This is a genomic window from Carboxylicivirga litoralis, assembly GCF_025499605.1.
GTDB lineage: Bacteria > Bacteroidota > Bacteroidia > Bacteroidales > Marinilabiliaceae > Carboxylicivirga > Carboxylicivirga litoralis.
The window spans coordinates 14,443-29,864 of the sequence record NZ_JAFMVC010000018.1 but is presented as its reverse complement, the minus strand read 5'-3'; the positions used below and the strand labels follow the sequence as shown (position 1 = coordinate 29,864).

The 15,422-nt window shown below is 40.9% G+C and carries 8 protein-coding genes; 4 read left to right on the top strand and 4 right to left on the bottom strand.

The annotated features are described in order from the left end of the window. Window positions 1–47: 47 nt before the first annotated feature. Complete coding sequence (gene glgP / locus J1N10_RS15300; RefSeq protein ID WP_262327600.1) at window positions 48–4,271, top strand: alpha-glucan family phosphorylase; 4,224 nt, start codon at window positions 48–50, stop codon at window positions 4,269–4,271. 214 nt (window positions 4,272–4,485) lie between these two features. Here glgP and J1N10_RS15295 read toward each other — a convergent pair whose 3' ends face one another. From J1N10_RS15295 to J1N10_RS15280, 4 genes are all read right to left on the bottom strand, one after another. After that, window positions 4,486–5,379: a hypothetical protein gene (locus J1N10_RS15295; protein ID WP_262327599.1), complete on the bottom strand. Its 894-nt coding sequence runs from the start codon at window positions 5,377–5,379 to the stop codon at window positions 4,486–4,488. 475 nt (window positions 5,380–5,854) lie between these two features. Then, the gene (locus J1N10_RS15290; protein ID WP_262327598.1) at window positions 5,855–7,060 is read right to left on the bottom strand and encodes a Pycsar system effector family protein; all 1,206 of its coding nucleotides are present in this window, start codon (window positions 7,058–7,060) and stop codon (window positions 5,855–5,857) included. A gap of 19 nt (window positions 7,061–7,079) precedes the next feature. After that, window positions 7,080–9,068 (bottom strand): polyphosphate kinase 1, encoded by a 1,989-nt coding sequence (ppk1, locus tag J1N10_RS15285; protein WP_262327597.1) that lies wholly within the window; start codon window positions 9,066–9,068, stop codon window positions 7,080–7,082. A gap of 29 nt (window positions 9,069–9,097) precedes the next feature. Further along, a complete protein-coding gene (locus tag J1N10_RS15280; protein WP_262327596.1) occupies window positions 9,098–11,485 on the bottom strand; it encodes a GAF domain-containing protein in 2,388 nt (795 codons plus the stop codon). 259 nt (window positions 11,486–11,744) lie between these two features. On the opposite strand from J1N10_RS15280, the gene J1N10_RS15275 reads away from it, so the two are divergent. The 3 genes from J1N10_RS15275 to menB are packed head-to-tail and all read left to right on the top strand — an operon-like array spanning window position 11,745 to window position 15,344. Then, window positions 11,745–12,821, top strand: a complete 1,077-nt coding sequence (locus J1N10_RS15275; protein ID WP_262327595.1) for an isochorismate synthase — start codon at window positions 11,745–11,747, stop codon at window positions 12,819–12,821. 13 nt (window positions 12,822–12,834) lie between these two features. Then, a complete protein-coding gene (gene menD / locus J1N10_RS15270; protein ID WP_262327594.1) occupies window positions 12,835–14,526 on the top strand; it encodes a 2-succinyl-5-enolpyruvyl-6-hydroxy-3-cyclohexene-1-carboxylic-acid synthase in 1,692 nt (563 codons plus the stop codon). Beyond that, window positions 14,523–15,344, top strand: a complete 822-nt coding sequence (gene menB / locus J1N10_RS15265) for a 1,4-dihydroxy-2-naphthoyl-CoA synthase (protein ID WP_262327593.1) — start codon at window positions 14,523–14,525, stop codon at window positions 15,342–15,344. Before menD ends, menB begins: the two co-directional genes overlap by 4 nt. Window positions 15,345–15,422: the final 78 nt, after the last annotated feature.

Sequence of the window (15,422 nt, the reverse complement as noted above, 5' to 3'; positions counted from 1 at the left end):
ACTTTTTCAGATGAATTAGTCGGTTCATAAGTCATAATTATAATCATATGAAAAAGGTAAAACCAGATCCGGATTTTATATTCGAAGTTAGCTGGGAAGTATGTAATAAAGTAGGAGGAATTCATACGGTTATTTCTACCAAAGCCCAATCGCTAAAACAAACGCTTAAGGATAACATTATATACATTGGTCCCGATTTTAATTACAAAGAACATCGCGATAAAGAGTTTAAAGAAGATGATTCACTTTATCCTGAATTTAAAGAAAAAGCCACCAAGCTTGGCATCCCCATTCGTATTGGTCGCTGGAAAATTCCGGGCGAGCCACAAGTGATACTCATCGATTTTAAGCCACTGCTTAAAAATAAAGATGCTTTTTATGCCAAAATGTGGGAAGTATACAGGCTTGAATCGCTTTATGGGGCTGATGACTACCACGAACCGGCCATTTTTGGTTATGCAGCCGGACAAATCATCGAAAGCTTTGTTAATGAGTATGTCTCCAGACGCAATAAGGTAGTGGCTCAATTCCATGAGTGGATGACCGGAGCTGGTTGCTTATACATCGAGCATAACATGCCCGAAATTGCTACTATCTTCACCACCCACGCTACAATGCTGGGGCGTGTATTGGCCAGCAATGGTGAAGCCCTGTATGATAACCTATACCAATTCGACACCAAAGAAAAAACCACCCAGTATAACGTATCGGCTAAATGCTCTCTGGAGAAAAAGGCCGCTTTGGCTGCTGACTGCCTCACAACCGTCAGCGAAATTACAGCCAGAGAATGTAAGCAGTTCTACAATCGGGAGGTTGATGTGCTGTTGCCCAATGGCTTTGAAGATGACTTTGTGCCGGAGCCCAGTACATTGAAAAACACCAAATCATCGTCGCGGCGTCTATTAAAAGATGTAGCCGAAACAATGCTAGGTCATCAGCTACCGGCCAACACGCTTTTTGTTGGAACAGGCGGACGTTACGAGTATAAAAACAAAGGCATTGATGTGTTATTAGAGGCTTTAGGACAACTGAAAAACGATAAAGCCCTGGAGCGCGAAATTGTAGCTTTCTTCTTTATTCCCGGAGATCAACGAGGGCCCAGAAAAGACCTGGTCAACAACCTGTCGACAGGCAAAAAGGACGAAGCTCTTGTAACGCCATTTATTACGCATTACCTGGGTAATGTTGACCATGATCCCATATTAAATAAGATAAAACATGTAGGTTTTACCAATGGTGTCAACGAAAAGGTAAAAGTCATTTTTGTGCCAACTTATCTAACCGGTCACGATGGCATCTTCAACAAGTCTTATTACGATTTGCTAATGGGACTTGACTTGTCAATATTCCCATCATACTACGAACCCTGGGGCTATACGCCAATGGAAAGTATAGCGTTTGGCGTACCTACCATAACCACTTCATTGGCCGGGTTTGGCAAATGGGTGATGCAAATTGAACAGAATGGCAAAGGTGGTGTTGAAGTCATTAATCGAAATGACGCCAATACGGCTGAACTGGTTCATAATATGACGCACTACATTCAGCGCTTTGCACAGCAATCCATTGAAGACCTTGAACAGTACAGTGAAAATGCAAGGCAAATTGCCCAAAAAGCACTCTGGAAAAATTTTATTGGCTACTACCATAAAGCCTATGAATTAGCAATTAGAAATAACATGAGCAAAGGAAAACATAAGCACGAAAGCAAGCAGTTACAAGTAGCCAAAACTAACCAATTGCAATGGCGAAAATTAATCGTTGAATCGAACCTTCCAGATGAACTATCAGGTCTTGAAGAACTATCGAAAAATTTGTGGTGGTGCTGGAATTACCAAGCCATTGACCTGTTTAAATATATCGATCCGGAACTATGGATTAAAGTGAAACGAAACCCCATTGTTTTACTCAAATCAGTGAGTAGCACACGCCTGGCTGAACTGGAACAAGACACGGAATTTTTAGATAATTACAAAGCCGTATACAAGGACTTTAAAGACTATATGGCCGTTAAGCCTGCAGCCAGTCAGCCTAAAATTGCCTATTTCAGTATGGAATACGGCTTAAGCGATAACCTAAAAATCTATTCAGGAGGTTTGGGTATTTTAGCTGGCGATTACCTCAAAGAAGCCAGTGATTCCAATGTGAATATGGTTGCTGTAGGCTTCATGTACAAGTTTGGCTATTTCACACAACGCCTGTCGCTTAAAGGAGAACAGCTGGTTGAACTTAATGCTCAGAAATTCTCGTTCATACCTATCACTCAGGTGCGCGATGAGGCGGGTGTACCTAAGACTATTAACTTCCACCTGGAAGGACGCACCGTTAAAGCCCTTATTTGGGAAGTTAATGTGGGTCGTATAAAACTTTATCTGCTCGACACCGAAACAGAGATGAATAACGAGCAGGATCGTTTCATCACCCATCAGTTATATGGTGGCGACTGGGACAACCGCATCAAACAAGAAATATTGCTGGGTATTGGTGGCATCCGTGCTTTAGATGAATTGGAAATTGATGCCGACTTATATCACTGTAACGAAGGTCATGCTGCATTGATTAATGTGGAGCGCCTGCGCCAGTATATCAACGATGGCTATTCATACGAAGAAGCTTTAGAGGTTGTGCGAGCTTCATCTTTATTTACAACACATACACCAGTGCCAGCCGGTCACGATACCTTCTCTCCTGATATGATTCGCCACTACCTCTATTACATTCCTGAGGAATTAGGCATCAGTTGGGATAAATTCCTGGCACTTGGTCGCGCTAATCCTTTGGATGACAACGAGAAATTTTCGATGAGTAACCTGGCTGCACACACATCGGTAGCGATGAATGGCGTAAGCTGGTTACACGGCAAAGTATCGCAAGAGATGTTTAACAACCTCTACGAAGGCTATTTTCCTGAAGAGCTGCACATTGGTTATGTAACCAATGGGGTACATTATCCCACCTGGACAGCGAAAGAATGGCGAATTTTATACGAAAGCGAATTTAAAAAAGGATTTATCGACGACCAGTCAAACAAAAAGTATTGGGAGAAGATACATGATATTTCGGATGAGAAGATATGGGCTACCAAAAACTGTTTGCGGAAACAATTAATCGACTATGCCAAAGACCGCTTCCACCGAAACTGGATTAGGCGTTATGAAGATCCGAAGAATCTGGTGGAAATCATGGATTCTATCGATGAAAATACCTTAACCATTGGTTTTGCCCGTCGTTTTGCCACTTACAAACGTGCTCACCTTTTGTTTAGCGATATTGAACGTTTATCGCAAATACTGAACCACCCCGATATGCCGGTTCAATTTATTTTTGCGGGCAAAGCACACCCAGCCGATAAAGCTGGTCAGGATCTGATTAAACTCATTGTGGATGTATCGCGTCGTCCTGAGTTTGTGGGTAAAATCCTCTTCCTCGAAAACTACGACATGGAGCTGGGGCAGAAACTGGTGAAAGGTGTGGATATTTGGATGAATACCCCAACCCGTCCGCTGGAAGCGTCGGGGACATCTGGTGAAAAAGCCGTGATGAATGGCGTAATGAATTTTAGCGTGCTCGATGGCTGGTGGTTAGAAGGTTATCGCAAAGGTGCCGGCTGGGCCTTAACCGAAAAACGCACCTACGAAAACCAAGGCTATCAGGATGAGTTAGATGCACAAACCATCTACTCGATGTTTGAAAACGAGATTGTACCTTTATTCTATAAGCGTGATAAAAACAATATCCCGGTCGATTGGGTGAAATACATCAAAAACTGTATTGCTGATATAGCTCCTGATTATACAACCAAGCGCATGATGGACGATTACAAGGAGCGATTCTATGAACCCATGTATAAGCGAGTGAAAAAAGTGCGCCTGAACGATTACCAAATTGCAAAGGATCTGGCAGCGTGGAAACAGAAACTACTGGCATCCTGGGATAAAATTGAAGTGGTTTCGGTAGATGCACCAAGCACGCCTAAGCACAAATACTTGTCGGGTGAGGCTTACCACATGGAAGTGGCTCTCGACCTGAAAGAACTAATTGAAGAAAATATCTGTGTAGAGTTGGTTATCCGTAGTTCAGCTGAAGAACAAAATGCAGGCCCTATCACTACTCAAAAGTTCGACCAGGTGCGTCAGGTAGATACATTGGCGTTCTACGAGTTGGATTTAGAGCTTCTCGATCCCGGTATATTCGATTTTGGCGTTCGTGTATATGCCTGTAATCCTTCATTGCCTCACAGGCAAGATTTTAGCTATGTGAAGTGGATTTAGAAGAACAATAGTTTATTAGGTTAATAGGTCGGTAGACAATTAGATCAATAGATTATTACGAAGAGCTGTTCAGGGTTGAGCAGCTCTTTTTAGTTATGGAGAACACAATGGCTATAAAACACAACCAATTAATATATCCACAAAAAACCCGGCTAATGCACAATAGCCGGGTTTTCTGAAAAAATCACTCATTATAAAACTTAAAGTAAAGGATCTATTCCGGAAGATTGAGATACAATTTTAACTCAATCGCTGATGATTGGCTCTTCTGTGAAGGACCACCACCGGGGCCGCCCGGACCACCAGGACCACCGCCACCAGGGCCGCTCATGCCACCACCTGGAGGCATTCCGCCGCCCATACCACCGGGGCCACCTCTCATCGCCATGTCACCCTGAGGACCACCTCCTTCGGGTCGACCACGGCCTCCTTCCATTTCTCCACCCACAGTGAATTTAAATGCCAATTTGGTAATATCGTCTTTGGTTAAGGCCTCCAATCCCAGAAAAGTATTGAAAGGTATTTTCACCTCATAAAACCAAATGCCGTTGGCGGGATCTTCGCCTGTTTGTATTTTAATACTTAATAAACTGTCAACAACAAGCATGGTTTCTTCTTCAAAATTATAATAACCGCTAATAGCAATTTGCGACACAACAGACTGAGCTTCAAAATTACCTTTCGGCATCATGCCATGCTCTTGTTGAGCAGGCTCGGGGCGATCGCCACCCTGCATCTCCGAAGCATTCATCCGGCCCTGTTTTCCATTACGATTCATAGGACGCCCAGCTACCGGGTATTTCAGCAAATACGGATATTTCTTTTTTCCCTTAGGATCAATCTCAACTTGTAAACCACCAAACATTATTTGCCGCCAGGTATCTTCATCGGCAATTCTAAAGGCCAGATACAAATACTCAGCATCGTTCGATACTGCATAATTCAGTTTTGTATCAGCATCATAAAAACGCAGCGGCAGCCCCCAGTCGTCGTAACTGCCATCAATTTCTATAGCAGTTTCTTGCCAGTTTGTACGTTCGTGCTTTTTTTGCGCACACGATGTACTTGCAATAAGCAGGATCAGATAAATTACATAGTGTTTGTTCATACCAATAAATTAAGATGTTATGGTTTTCAACTTCTTTGGGAAATTAGTACTATATAACTGCACCCAAAAGAGAAATAAACAAACCGGGGAAGTTTATCTACCAACTATCGGATAGTTGCCAATTAACTAAATACCTTGATCTTAGAATATTTGCAATGAAGTGCTTATTACTATTTGTAAATGACCTCCATACTGGTATGGACAAGAAAGGATCTAACACACAAACAACAGAGCTCACGGTTGAATAGGCATCCTCACGATTCATGAACCTTCCCGTCGTAAGAGTATCCTTTCCCGTCGCATTTAGGAGTGTTCCCGTCGCCAGATTGAGGCTTCCCGTCGCAATAGGACAAGCTCCCGTCGCACCACCAAAGCTTCCCGTCGCCAGTCTGATTGTTCCCGTCGCAAAACCAGGGCTTCCCGTCGGTCGATACTCCGTCCCGTCGTAATTAGAGCAACTATTCCGTAAAATGTGTTATGAATGAATCAACGACAGACTGATGACAAAAGCTACTACCGATATGCATAAGCCCACCACAAAGGTGATATAACCCATGCGCAGGTAAGTGTACTTTTTGTTTAACACCCTTCCTAAATGGTATAAATCGCGGGTGAGGCTTTTATAGAGGTAGTCTTTGTCGCACATTAATTCGTCCATGCCCCACTCAAAATCATCCTGCTCCATTTGATGAAAATTTCCAAAGAAAATGAGGTTACCACGTTTATTGCTCACATCCTCACGCGTCATCAAACCATGGGTTGTGCGCGGAATAGTTGAAATGATAGAGATAATAATGGTGGCCACGCTAAAGCTCACTAACACCAGCGCCGGTATCAACAGGTAAGGATTGTTATCGAGCTTTGGAAACAAGGCCGATAAAACAATGGAGATGATAATACCGTTCACACTAATGAGGGTATTAGCTTTTGTATCTGCAATCTGACTTAACGATAAATGGTTGCGCAACGTGACCCTGAACATGGTTTCAATGCCCTTATCCGGCTTTTCTATTGCCCCCTTTTTCTTCTTTTTCTTTTTCTCTGTTTGCTTCATCAATTCCTCTCCTGTCTGGATTTCTTTTTTAGATAACTCCAGTAACCGCTCACGGTTTTTTTCTTTACCATTCTGGTAATTCACCTTGGCATAATTAGTATAAAACTGATGATCATCGAAAAAGACAATGCAATCTTCAATCCACTGCTTGGGTGTTTTGTCAACACGACTATTAATTTCATTAAATAGATTCAGAAACTGGATACGGATGTAATCCTTATTCTTAAGGTGTGATAAATCAGCATCTTTAATTATCTGCTCATAAATATCGCCAGGTTGATGCCCCAGCTTAGTGCTTAAAATAACACGCTCCACCAATCGAATGGATTCTTCAGGATATTGCTTTCCTTCTAAAATTTCTCGCGCAAAAGCAGCCGAACGCTTTTCATGTCCTTTAATTTCTTCACAAGCCTTAACATCATGAAACAAAGCAGCTAGCTGAATACTCTCCAGCTCTTTTTCATTAATCTCAGGTGTTCCAATACCTATTTCACTAACAGAATGAAGTACGTTGAGCGTGTGTTCCCAATTATGAAAGCTATGTTCGTTTTCCTGGTATTTCTTTATTTGTTCTTCAGCTATTGGCATACAATCCGTCACCAATAATGTCCATGGCTGATCTGTCATATTCTAAAAATTTGTTCTCTTACAAGTTAGCAACTAATTCAAACATATACTGCTGCGAACTTAATTTGTTGTTTCCCTTAACCAATTGATTATCTCCTTCAGGTGTTATGAGGCGAGCCTTTTTTGCATCATTCGACTGATAGTTAATCTGTTTCAATAACAAACCCCGGACACTGGCATCCCAAATCGGGAAAGCTATCTCAACACGACTCGATAAATTTCGTGTCATCCAATCGGCCGATGCCAGGTAAGTCTCTTTCTCTGATAATTGATAAATGCGTGTGTGTTCCAGGTATTTATCAATAACGCTTACAATGGTCACATTCTTTTTCTGTTTTTCTGTTAGTGGGCAATAGCAGCAAATACCGCGCACCACCATTTGAAACTTTACGCCTGCATCAGCGGCCTCACGTATCAAATCAATCATCTCAGGATCTTCAAGACTATTGAGCTTAATGTGTAGTTGTTGCTCCGCTCCTGCCTTGGCCTTTTCCATCACTTTACGAATAGCTTTTTTTACTTTTGTTCGCAACACAAATGGCGCTACAAGTAAATGCTTAAAATGAGGCTCGTATTGTTCATCTTTCAGAAACTTAAAAACCTCATCCAAGTCCTTTGTATAACGCTCATCGGCCGTTAAAATACCGTGGTCGGCATAGATACGGGCAGTTTTCTCGTTTAAATTTCCTGTTCCCAGGTAGGCATATGATTTTAACACCCCATTCTCACGTCGTTTAATCAAAAACACCTTGGCATGCACTTTCAACTTGTCAATGCCATATTTCACAACTGCTCCCGCTTGCTCCAGGCGCTCGCCCCAATAGATATTCGATTCTTCGTCAAAACGTGCCAAAACCTCAGATAACACAAACACATTCTTTCCGCTTTTCGCTGCCTTTTCAAGTGCCATACCAACTTCTGAGCCTTTGCTCACACGATACAAAGTGGTACTTATTTCTTCAACAGCCTCATCTTCGGCTGCTTGCTTAAGAAACCTGGTTACATAGTCGAACGACTGGTAAGGATAACTTAAAAAGACATCCTTTACACCAATAGTTTGATACCAATCCAAACTGTTATCCAGCGATTTACAAGCTATTTCCTTATCCCTTCTGTAATATAAATGCGGCTTGTGTTCAAACTCGGGAAAACCAAAAAAATCGTAATAGTTGTGATAGTTTCCTCCGGCAATTAAGCTGGCCATGTCCAGGTCGAGCTTCTTGCGCAAGCTATTAATATGCTTAAAGGGTATATTTTCGTTAAACAATAAACGACACGGCAGACCTGTATCGCGCTTTTTCAGGCTCTTTTTAATCTTTTTGACAATGTTTTCGTCCTGCTCCTCATCAATGTATAATTCGGCATCACGTGAAATTTTAAAAGCATAAGTCTCTGCCTCATGGCCCAGAATTTTATGCAGATTGTACTTAAAGACATCATCGACCTGCACAATTTTGGTATAGTCCTCGTTTTGTTCCAATGTGATAAAGCGCCCCCATCGGGCATAATCCATCTCCAACAAATACTGTTGCTCGCCATCAATAATTAGCTGATAGATAGCCTGATTTTTAAGCTCTAAGAAGATGTCATTAGTTATTTCGAGTACTTTAAACTCCTCCTTGAAATGCTTGTCGTAATACTGCTCAAGCAGCTTTTGGTCAGCTTCATTTACAACACCACATAAAAACCTAATACCTTCATTGGTCATTTCAGGCACTATTTCATTAAAAAACAGCTTACCCAAGTAGGCTTGCTGTTCGCTAACAATGGTATTTATCTGCTGTAAAATAAACGAGGGTCGATAACCAAATTTATTTCGCTTATCGCCTTTGTATTTCTGTGCAAAACGATGACTGGCCACCCTAACTTTATAAAATTCCTCAAGGTTGGATGAGTAAATAGCCACAAACTTCAAACGTTCCAATAAGGGTACATCTTTAGAAGCTATTTCCTGCAATATGCGGCCATTAAAGGATAACCAACTTAAATCTCTATCTAGGTATTTCATTGATGCCAGAAGCTTTTTCTTTCAATAAACTATTTAGTAACTACTTCTTCATACACATTCTCGTCAAGCTCGTTTAGGTCTATCCCATTATAATTTACTTCAATCCTCAATGCTTTTAATCCCGATGCACCTTTTAAATCTTCCAACTCCAGGTCTTCAACCTTGTTGGTAATATATCCCTGATTTTGCATAAAATCAAGATAATGCCTGTATTCTGCAATTTCATCGGCATGCGAATACACAATGGCTATTTTACCAACCTGTGTGATGCGTTCGGTTGTTCCTCTCACATGAGCCTTGTCAATTCGCTTTTTGGTAATCTCGTATCGAATATTGTAAGCACCAGCAACATCAAACTTTTTCTCATCCTGACGAAAAGCAATGCTCAAGGGGTTAGAATGCACCAAAATCAATTGGGTGATATCCAACTTTGTTGGCAAAATTGGCTGAAGTTGACGCACCTGACGCGCCACTTTAACCATTACCAATAATTGCCACAAGCGAATATTCTTTAAATATATCGGACTATATTCCATGTCCTTAACTAAAGATTGCCCGATATATGCATTGTATTCAATACCATCAGTGCGGTATTTTTCAAAATAATGTGGATACACCATCTGCGCCCCCACCTGTTCTTTATCGATAATTTCACTTACTTTATCATTGATAAGCGTAAGGCTGTCTTCAAAATCTTTGCGTTTATTGTATATCACACCCAGCTCCGGATCCAGCATTTTCTCGTACCTTGAGATGGTCTGACTCATCTGTGGATAGCGTCCTTTGAACAGCTCGATAACTGGCTTTATTTCTTTCTTTAAAAAGTCAATAATTACCACCTCATCACCAGCTTTAAGGCCCGAACGAACGGTTTTCAAATGTTTATTAATAGTATAGCGCAAATCGTTCATTAATGGCACATCAGCCACTACCTGGACTTCATCAATAATTTGCTTTACAGCCAATAGCTGCGCTTTTAAATCGTCACGAATAGCCACATTACGCTCAATCGACGAACCCCGTATATCAGATGCACCATAAATAGGCACAACATCAGGAAAGATGATGTCTTCACGTTTGATATTTTCTGAGGTTTCTTCAGTGTTAATCAAATTTGTAGCAGCTTCTCTAAAGCGCCACTCAACAGTTGGATGAATAGCTGTATATTCTTCCTGAATAACCGATCGCACCAAATCATCCCAATCCTCTTTCGAACGCTTCATTGCCAAAGCAAAAATAGGGAATAAATCGTGTAGCAATTTCAGTTGAATCATCGTAATGCTTCCTGGCTTTTTACAACCAAATTCAAGCATACCCATTATTTCGCCATCCAACAACAATGGAACCACGGCATGACTTCTGACACCATGTTTTAAGAATCCATCAACCACATCATTCTTTTCTAACTCGGCCATGTCTGATGTGAGTACTATTTCCCTGCCTTTAAATGCCTTCTCGTAAAAAGTACCTTTATAATCGTGACAATCTAATTCCTCACGAGGAATAATGGTGTTCCAGATAAAATTTTGATTCACATTCGTTTCAAAGCCATAGTTGGCAGCCATTCCAAATTCAGCCTCAGGGTTTTCAATTAAGGTTCTTATTTTATCTCTCAATTTCAAAAAACCCTCTTTGGTGAGGATGGTCTCTTTTTTAAGCAAATCAGATTTAAGCTCCGAAATAGTATGATCGCGCGTTACATCATGATATTGAAACTGCAGAAAGCCCTTGAATTCAAATTTATCAAGTGGAATCAACTTATTCCATAGGTCTAAATCATGGTCATTGTCCAAAAGCATTTTTAACTCTTCTGATGATAATGACTTCACTTTTCCTTTCGTACTAATATCTAGAAAACGCGAATTAAAACGTTTGTTGAAATATTTAACAACCTTCGTATCGGCATTGGTTATTTTAAGGGTAAATGGCAAATCAATAGGTACATCCACCTTAAAATAACGCTCCAGGATAATAAAATAAGCTTGATAAAGTACGGTGACCAACATCAGATTCTCATCCAACTCCATTTCACCTTCTTTAGCTAATTCAATAATGCGGTTACCTTTACCCAATATTCTTTTAAATGCTTTAGTTGAGTATAGTTCCGTTTCCATATCAAATGGTTTCCAGGCAGCGCTCAATTCCATCTCATCCTGCAACGGGTTGAATGTAAAACACATTAATTGCTTTACCAAATCAGGATATCTGTCAAGTGTAGCTTGTGTTACATTATCTGACTTTAACTCAGGGGCAGCATCCAACTTCATCAGAAGGTCAACAGCCATTAAGTTCATCACATGAGACCTATCCTTGCTAATAGCTTCAATTTCTTTAATCAGATATTGGAAACTTAAGAATGTTTTAAATGGTATTTTACACAAACTGCAATTTACCTTTATGTGTTCTTTTTTAATCATTTTTCCAATTTTGTATCAAATATCTACACCCATTCAATTATTTTCAAACAAATGTGTATAAAACAGTTAAATATAAGTTTGAAGTAGATTCTTCAATTGATGAACAGTTAACAAGCCAACTTGGTTGACTGCCACATTGACATCTTTTGTATGCTTTTACAGGTTTAAAGTCGGTAATTTTACATTGACAAAAATGTTACCATTCCTTATAATCTGTGCCTATTTACTATCTTTGAGAGCTACTATTTAAGTCTGGGATTTGAAAAGAGAACTCGAACAAGCTATTAATAAAAAGGATTTCGACTCCATTGTGTTATATCGATTGCCGCACAAAATTGATAAACACATACTTGTAGGCTATAGCGAAATAATATACAATGGCATCAATGTGCATCATTGCATGGATAAGGGTTTTGTATTTGAACCTTTTGATAATGCGAAAACACATGGCTTATTTATTAACCAGAGTTACTCAACGACATACGATCAATTGAGTGATGCCGAAAAAATCAATTTATCAAGACTTTTTGTTATTGACGCTGATGCCCCTGTGGTAGAAGATGATTTTGATGCCTATAAACAACACTTCGAACAAATGCACCAGTCTATCTCCGATGGTCAGCTGGATAAAGTAATTTTGTCGCGTGTTCAATGTGGCCCGTCTATTCACAAAGAGCATATCGTCAACTTATTTGAGACTTTAGCTGATAAATACCCACATGCTTTTGTGTATGCCATTAGTTCGCCCGATTGCGGCACATGGATTGGTGCTGGCCCCGAGCTACTGCTAAGCAAACATGAAAACAGGCTTTCAACCGTTTCGTTGGCAGGCACGATTCCAAATAATGACACTTCTCTGTGGAGTGACAAAGAAATAGATGAGCAAGAGTTGGTTACCAATTATATTGAAAACACCTTAATACAGCACCAGGCCGATAATATTGAATATTCTGAACCTGTTACGATTAACGCAGGACAGGTTAAGCACCTGTGCACCAACTTTAATTTTGAATTAAAGCAGACCAATGGCAACTACATTGGCCTATTGTATGAACTGCACCCAACACCAGCTGTCTGTGGCATGCCCAAAGAAAAAGCTTACCAGCTGATACTGGAAACAGAGAAACATAAACGTCAATATTATTCCGGCTTTCTTGGCCCTGTCAATAATGGTGATTTTGAGTTTTATGTCAATATTCGTTGTTTACAATTGTATGCCTCACAGTCAGTATTATATATTGGTGGAGGATTAACGCTCGGCAGCAAGGCTGAGAACGAATGGCAGGAAACACAGTTAAAGGCACAAACCCTATTGTCTGTCTTAAAAAATATTTAACCTTTGCACACTTATGAATAAAGCAGTTTCTGATAAAAAAGTTGTAAAAAGCTTAATTGACATTTGCATCTCCGAAGGCTTGCGTGAAGTTGTTATTTCACCAGGTTCAAGAAATGCACCGCTCACATTAACCTTTACAGCACACGACGAGTTTGAGTGCTTTAGCATTGTTGATGAACGCAGTGCGGGATTCTTTGCATTGGGCTTAGCTCAACAAACAGGCCGACCAGTGGCATTGGTTTGCACCAGCGGTTCGGCATTACTTAATTATGCACCGGCCATCTCTGAAGCCTATTATCAAAACATTCCATTAGTAGTGATAAGTGCCGACAGACCGATGGAATGGATTGACCAGGCAGATGGACAGACCATTCGACAGGTAGGATCACTGGATAATATTGTGAAATACAGTTGCCAGCTACCAACTTCAAAAAATGCCAGTTCATGGCATGTTAACCGTGTAGTGAGTGAAGCTTTTTACCATTGTCAATACAAGCAAGCAGGCCCTGTTCACATTAATGTGCCCTTAGCCGAACCATTGTATGGCAAAACGGTACATCCCGAAGAAAAACAACGTCAAATAAAGCAAGTAACATCCTGTAGTTCAATTAGTAGCGAAGCCATTAATACACTTAGCGAAGAGTGGAATAATAATGACAAAATACTAATAGTCGCAGGCATGCAGCAACCCAATCCACATTTACAGGAAGTCCTCAGACAACTTTCCGATATGGAGCAGGTCGTTGTATTAACCGAGACGACCTCTAATGTAAAGGGGGAGCAAATAATTAGTGGAATTGATAAGGTTGTTTCAACCATTACTGAAGAGGAAGTACACTTTTTTAAACCTTTACTACTAATTACATTGGATGGCCCTGTCGTGTCAAAAATGGTCAAAACATTCCTGCGCAATTACCAGGCGAAATCACATTGGCATATCAGTTCCGTCAATCATCACCTGGATACATACCAGCAATTAACTACCTCTATTGAAGCTGAACCGGTTGAATTTTTCAAGCAACTAATGCCTAACATCACATCGGTTAAAAGTCGCTACAAAACCACCTGGCTAAACCGTGCTGAACGCTCTGAGAAACATCATAACGAATACCTGGATAAAAATGGCTGGAACGACTTAAAAGCCTTCTCTCATATAGCAACACAGCTCCCACAAAATTGGCAGGTGCAATGGGGAAACAGTTCAGCTATTCGTTATGCGCAACTATTCCACGAGTTTTATAACCAAAATGCCTATTGCAATCGTGGAACCAGTGGCATTGATGGTAGTGTTAGCACAGCAGCTGGAGCTAGCTACATCAACAATCAGCCAACGCTATTAGTTGTGGGCGACTTATCGTTTATATACGACAGTAATGGCCTTTGGAATAATTACCTAAAACCCAACTTGCGTATCATCGTCATCAATAACGGTGGTGGCGGTATTTTCCGATTTATCCCAGGGCCATCGGACTCTGAAGAACTGGAGAACTATTTTGAAGCCTCGCACCAATTAAACCTTCAGCCGCTGGCCGAGATGTATGGCCTCCGCTATTTAGTGGCCAGTGACGAAGCAACGATGAACGAAAGCCTGTCACAATTGTTTGCACATAGTGAAAGACCTATCATATTAGAAGTAAAAACACCTGCCAAAGAAAATGCCGGTGTACTTAAATCTTATTTTAAACGCTTAAAAGAAGAATTATGAGTCAACGTAACTGGACTTCTGTAAAAGAATACGAAGACATTAAGTTTGAATACTTTGAGCGCATTGCAAAAATCACGATTAACCGCCCTCGTGTTTACAACGCTTTTCGACCTAAAACCATCAATGAGCTGCTTGACGCCTTTGATATCTGCCGCGAAAGACAAGATATTGGCGTGATCGTTTTAACCGGCGAAGGCGACAAAGCCTTTTGTTCGGGTGGCGACCAAAATGTAAAAGGCCATGGCGGTTATATTGATCAGGGTGGTGTGCCTCGCTTAAACGTATTGGATTTGCATAAACGCATTCGTTCGATGCCTAAGCCCGTGGTGGCCATGGTTAATGGCTATGCCATTGGTGGCGGTCATGTTTTGCACGTGGTTTGTGATTTAACCATTGCCTCTGAAAACGCTATTTTCGGTCAGAGCGGACCTAAAGTAGGCAGTTTTGATGGTGGTTTTGGCTCATCGTACCTGGCGCGTCATGTTGGACAGAAGAAAGCGCGTGAGATTTGGTTCCTTTGCAAACAATACTCAGCCAAAGAGGCCGAAGACATGGGCTTGGTTAACACCGTTGTGCCACTGGAGCAGTTGGAAGATACAACCGTTGAATGGTGTCAGACTATGTTGCAACGAAGCCCCATGGCATTGCGCATGATTAAACGTGGCCTAAATGCTGAATTAGATGGACAAACAGGTATTATGGAAATGGCTGGTGATGCTACTTTAATGTTCTATTTGATGGAAGAAGCGCAGGAAGGACGTAATGCATTCCTCGAGAAACGTGATCCTGATTTCCACCAATTCCCAAAATTCCCTTGATAGAGGTAAATATTTATAAAGATAAATGTGAGAAGCGTAGTTCAATTTGAGCTGCGCTTTTTTTAGCTCCAATTCGCA

Coding starts and splice junctions, on each gene's coding strand:
- J1N10_RS15295 (WP_262327599.1), bottom strand. CDS start 5,379: ATGAACAAACACTATGTAATTTATCTGATCCTGCTTATTGCAAGTACA.
- glgP (WP_262327600.1), top strand. CDS start 48: ATGAAAAAGGTAAAACCAGATCCGGATTTTATATTCGAAGTTAGCTGG.
- ppk1 (WP_262327597.1), bottom strand. CDS start 9,068: ATGAAATACCTAGATAGAGATTTAAGTTGGTTATCCTTTAATGGCCGC.
- menB (WP_262327593.1), top strand. CDS start 14,523: ATGAGTCAACGTAACTGGACTTCTGTAAAAGAATACGAAGACATTAAG.
- J1N10_RS15280 (WP_262327596.1), bottom strand. CDS start 11,485: ATGATTAAAAAAGAACACATAAAGGTAAATTGCAGTTTGTGTAAAATA.
- menD (WP_262327594.1), top strand. CDS start 12,835: ATGAATAAAGCAGTTTCTGATAAAAAAGTTGTAAAAAGCTTAATTGAC.
- J1N10_RS15290 (WP_262327598.1), bottom strand. CDS start 7,060: ATGACAGATCAGCCATGGACATTATTGGTGACGGATTGTATGCCAATA.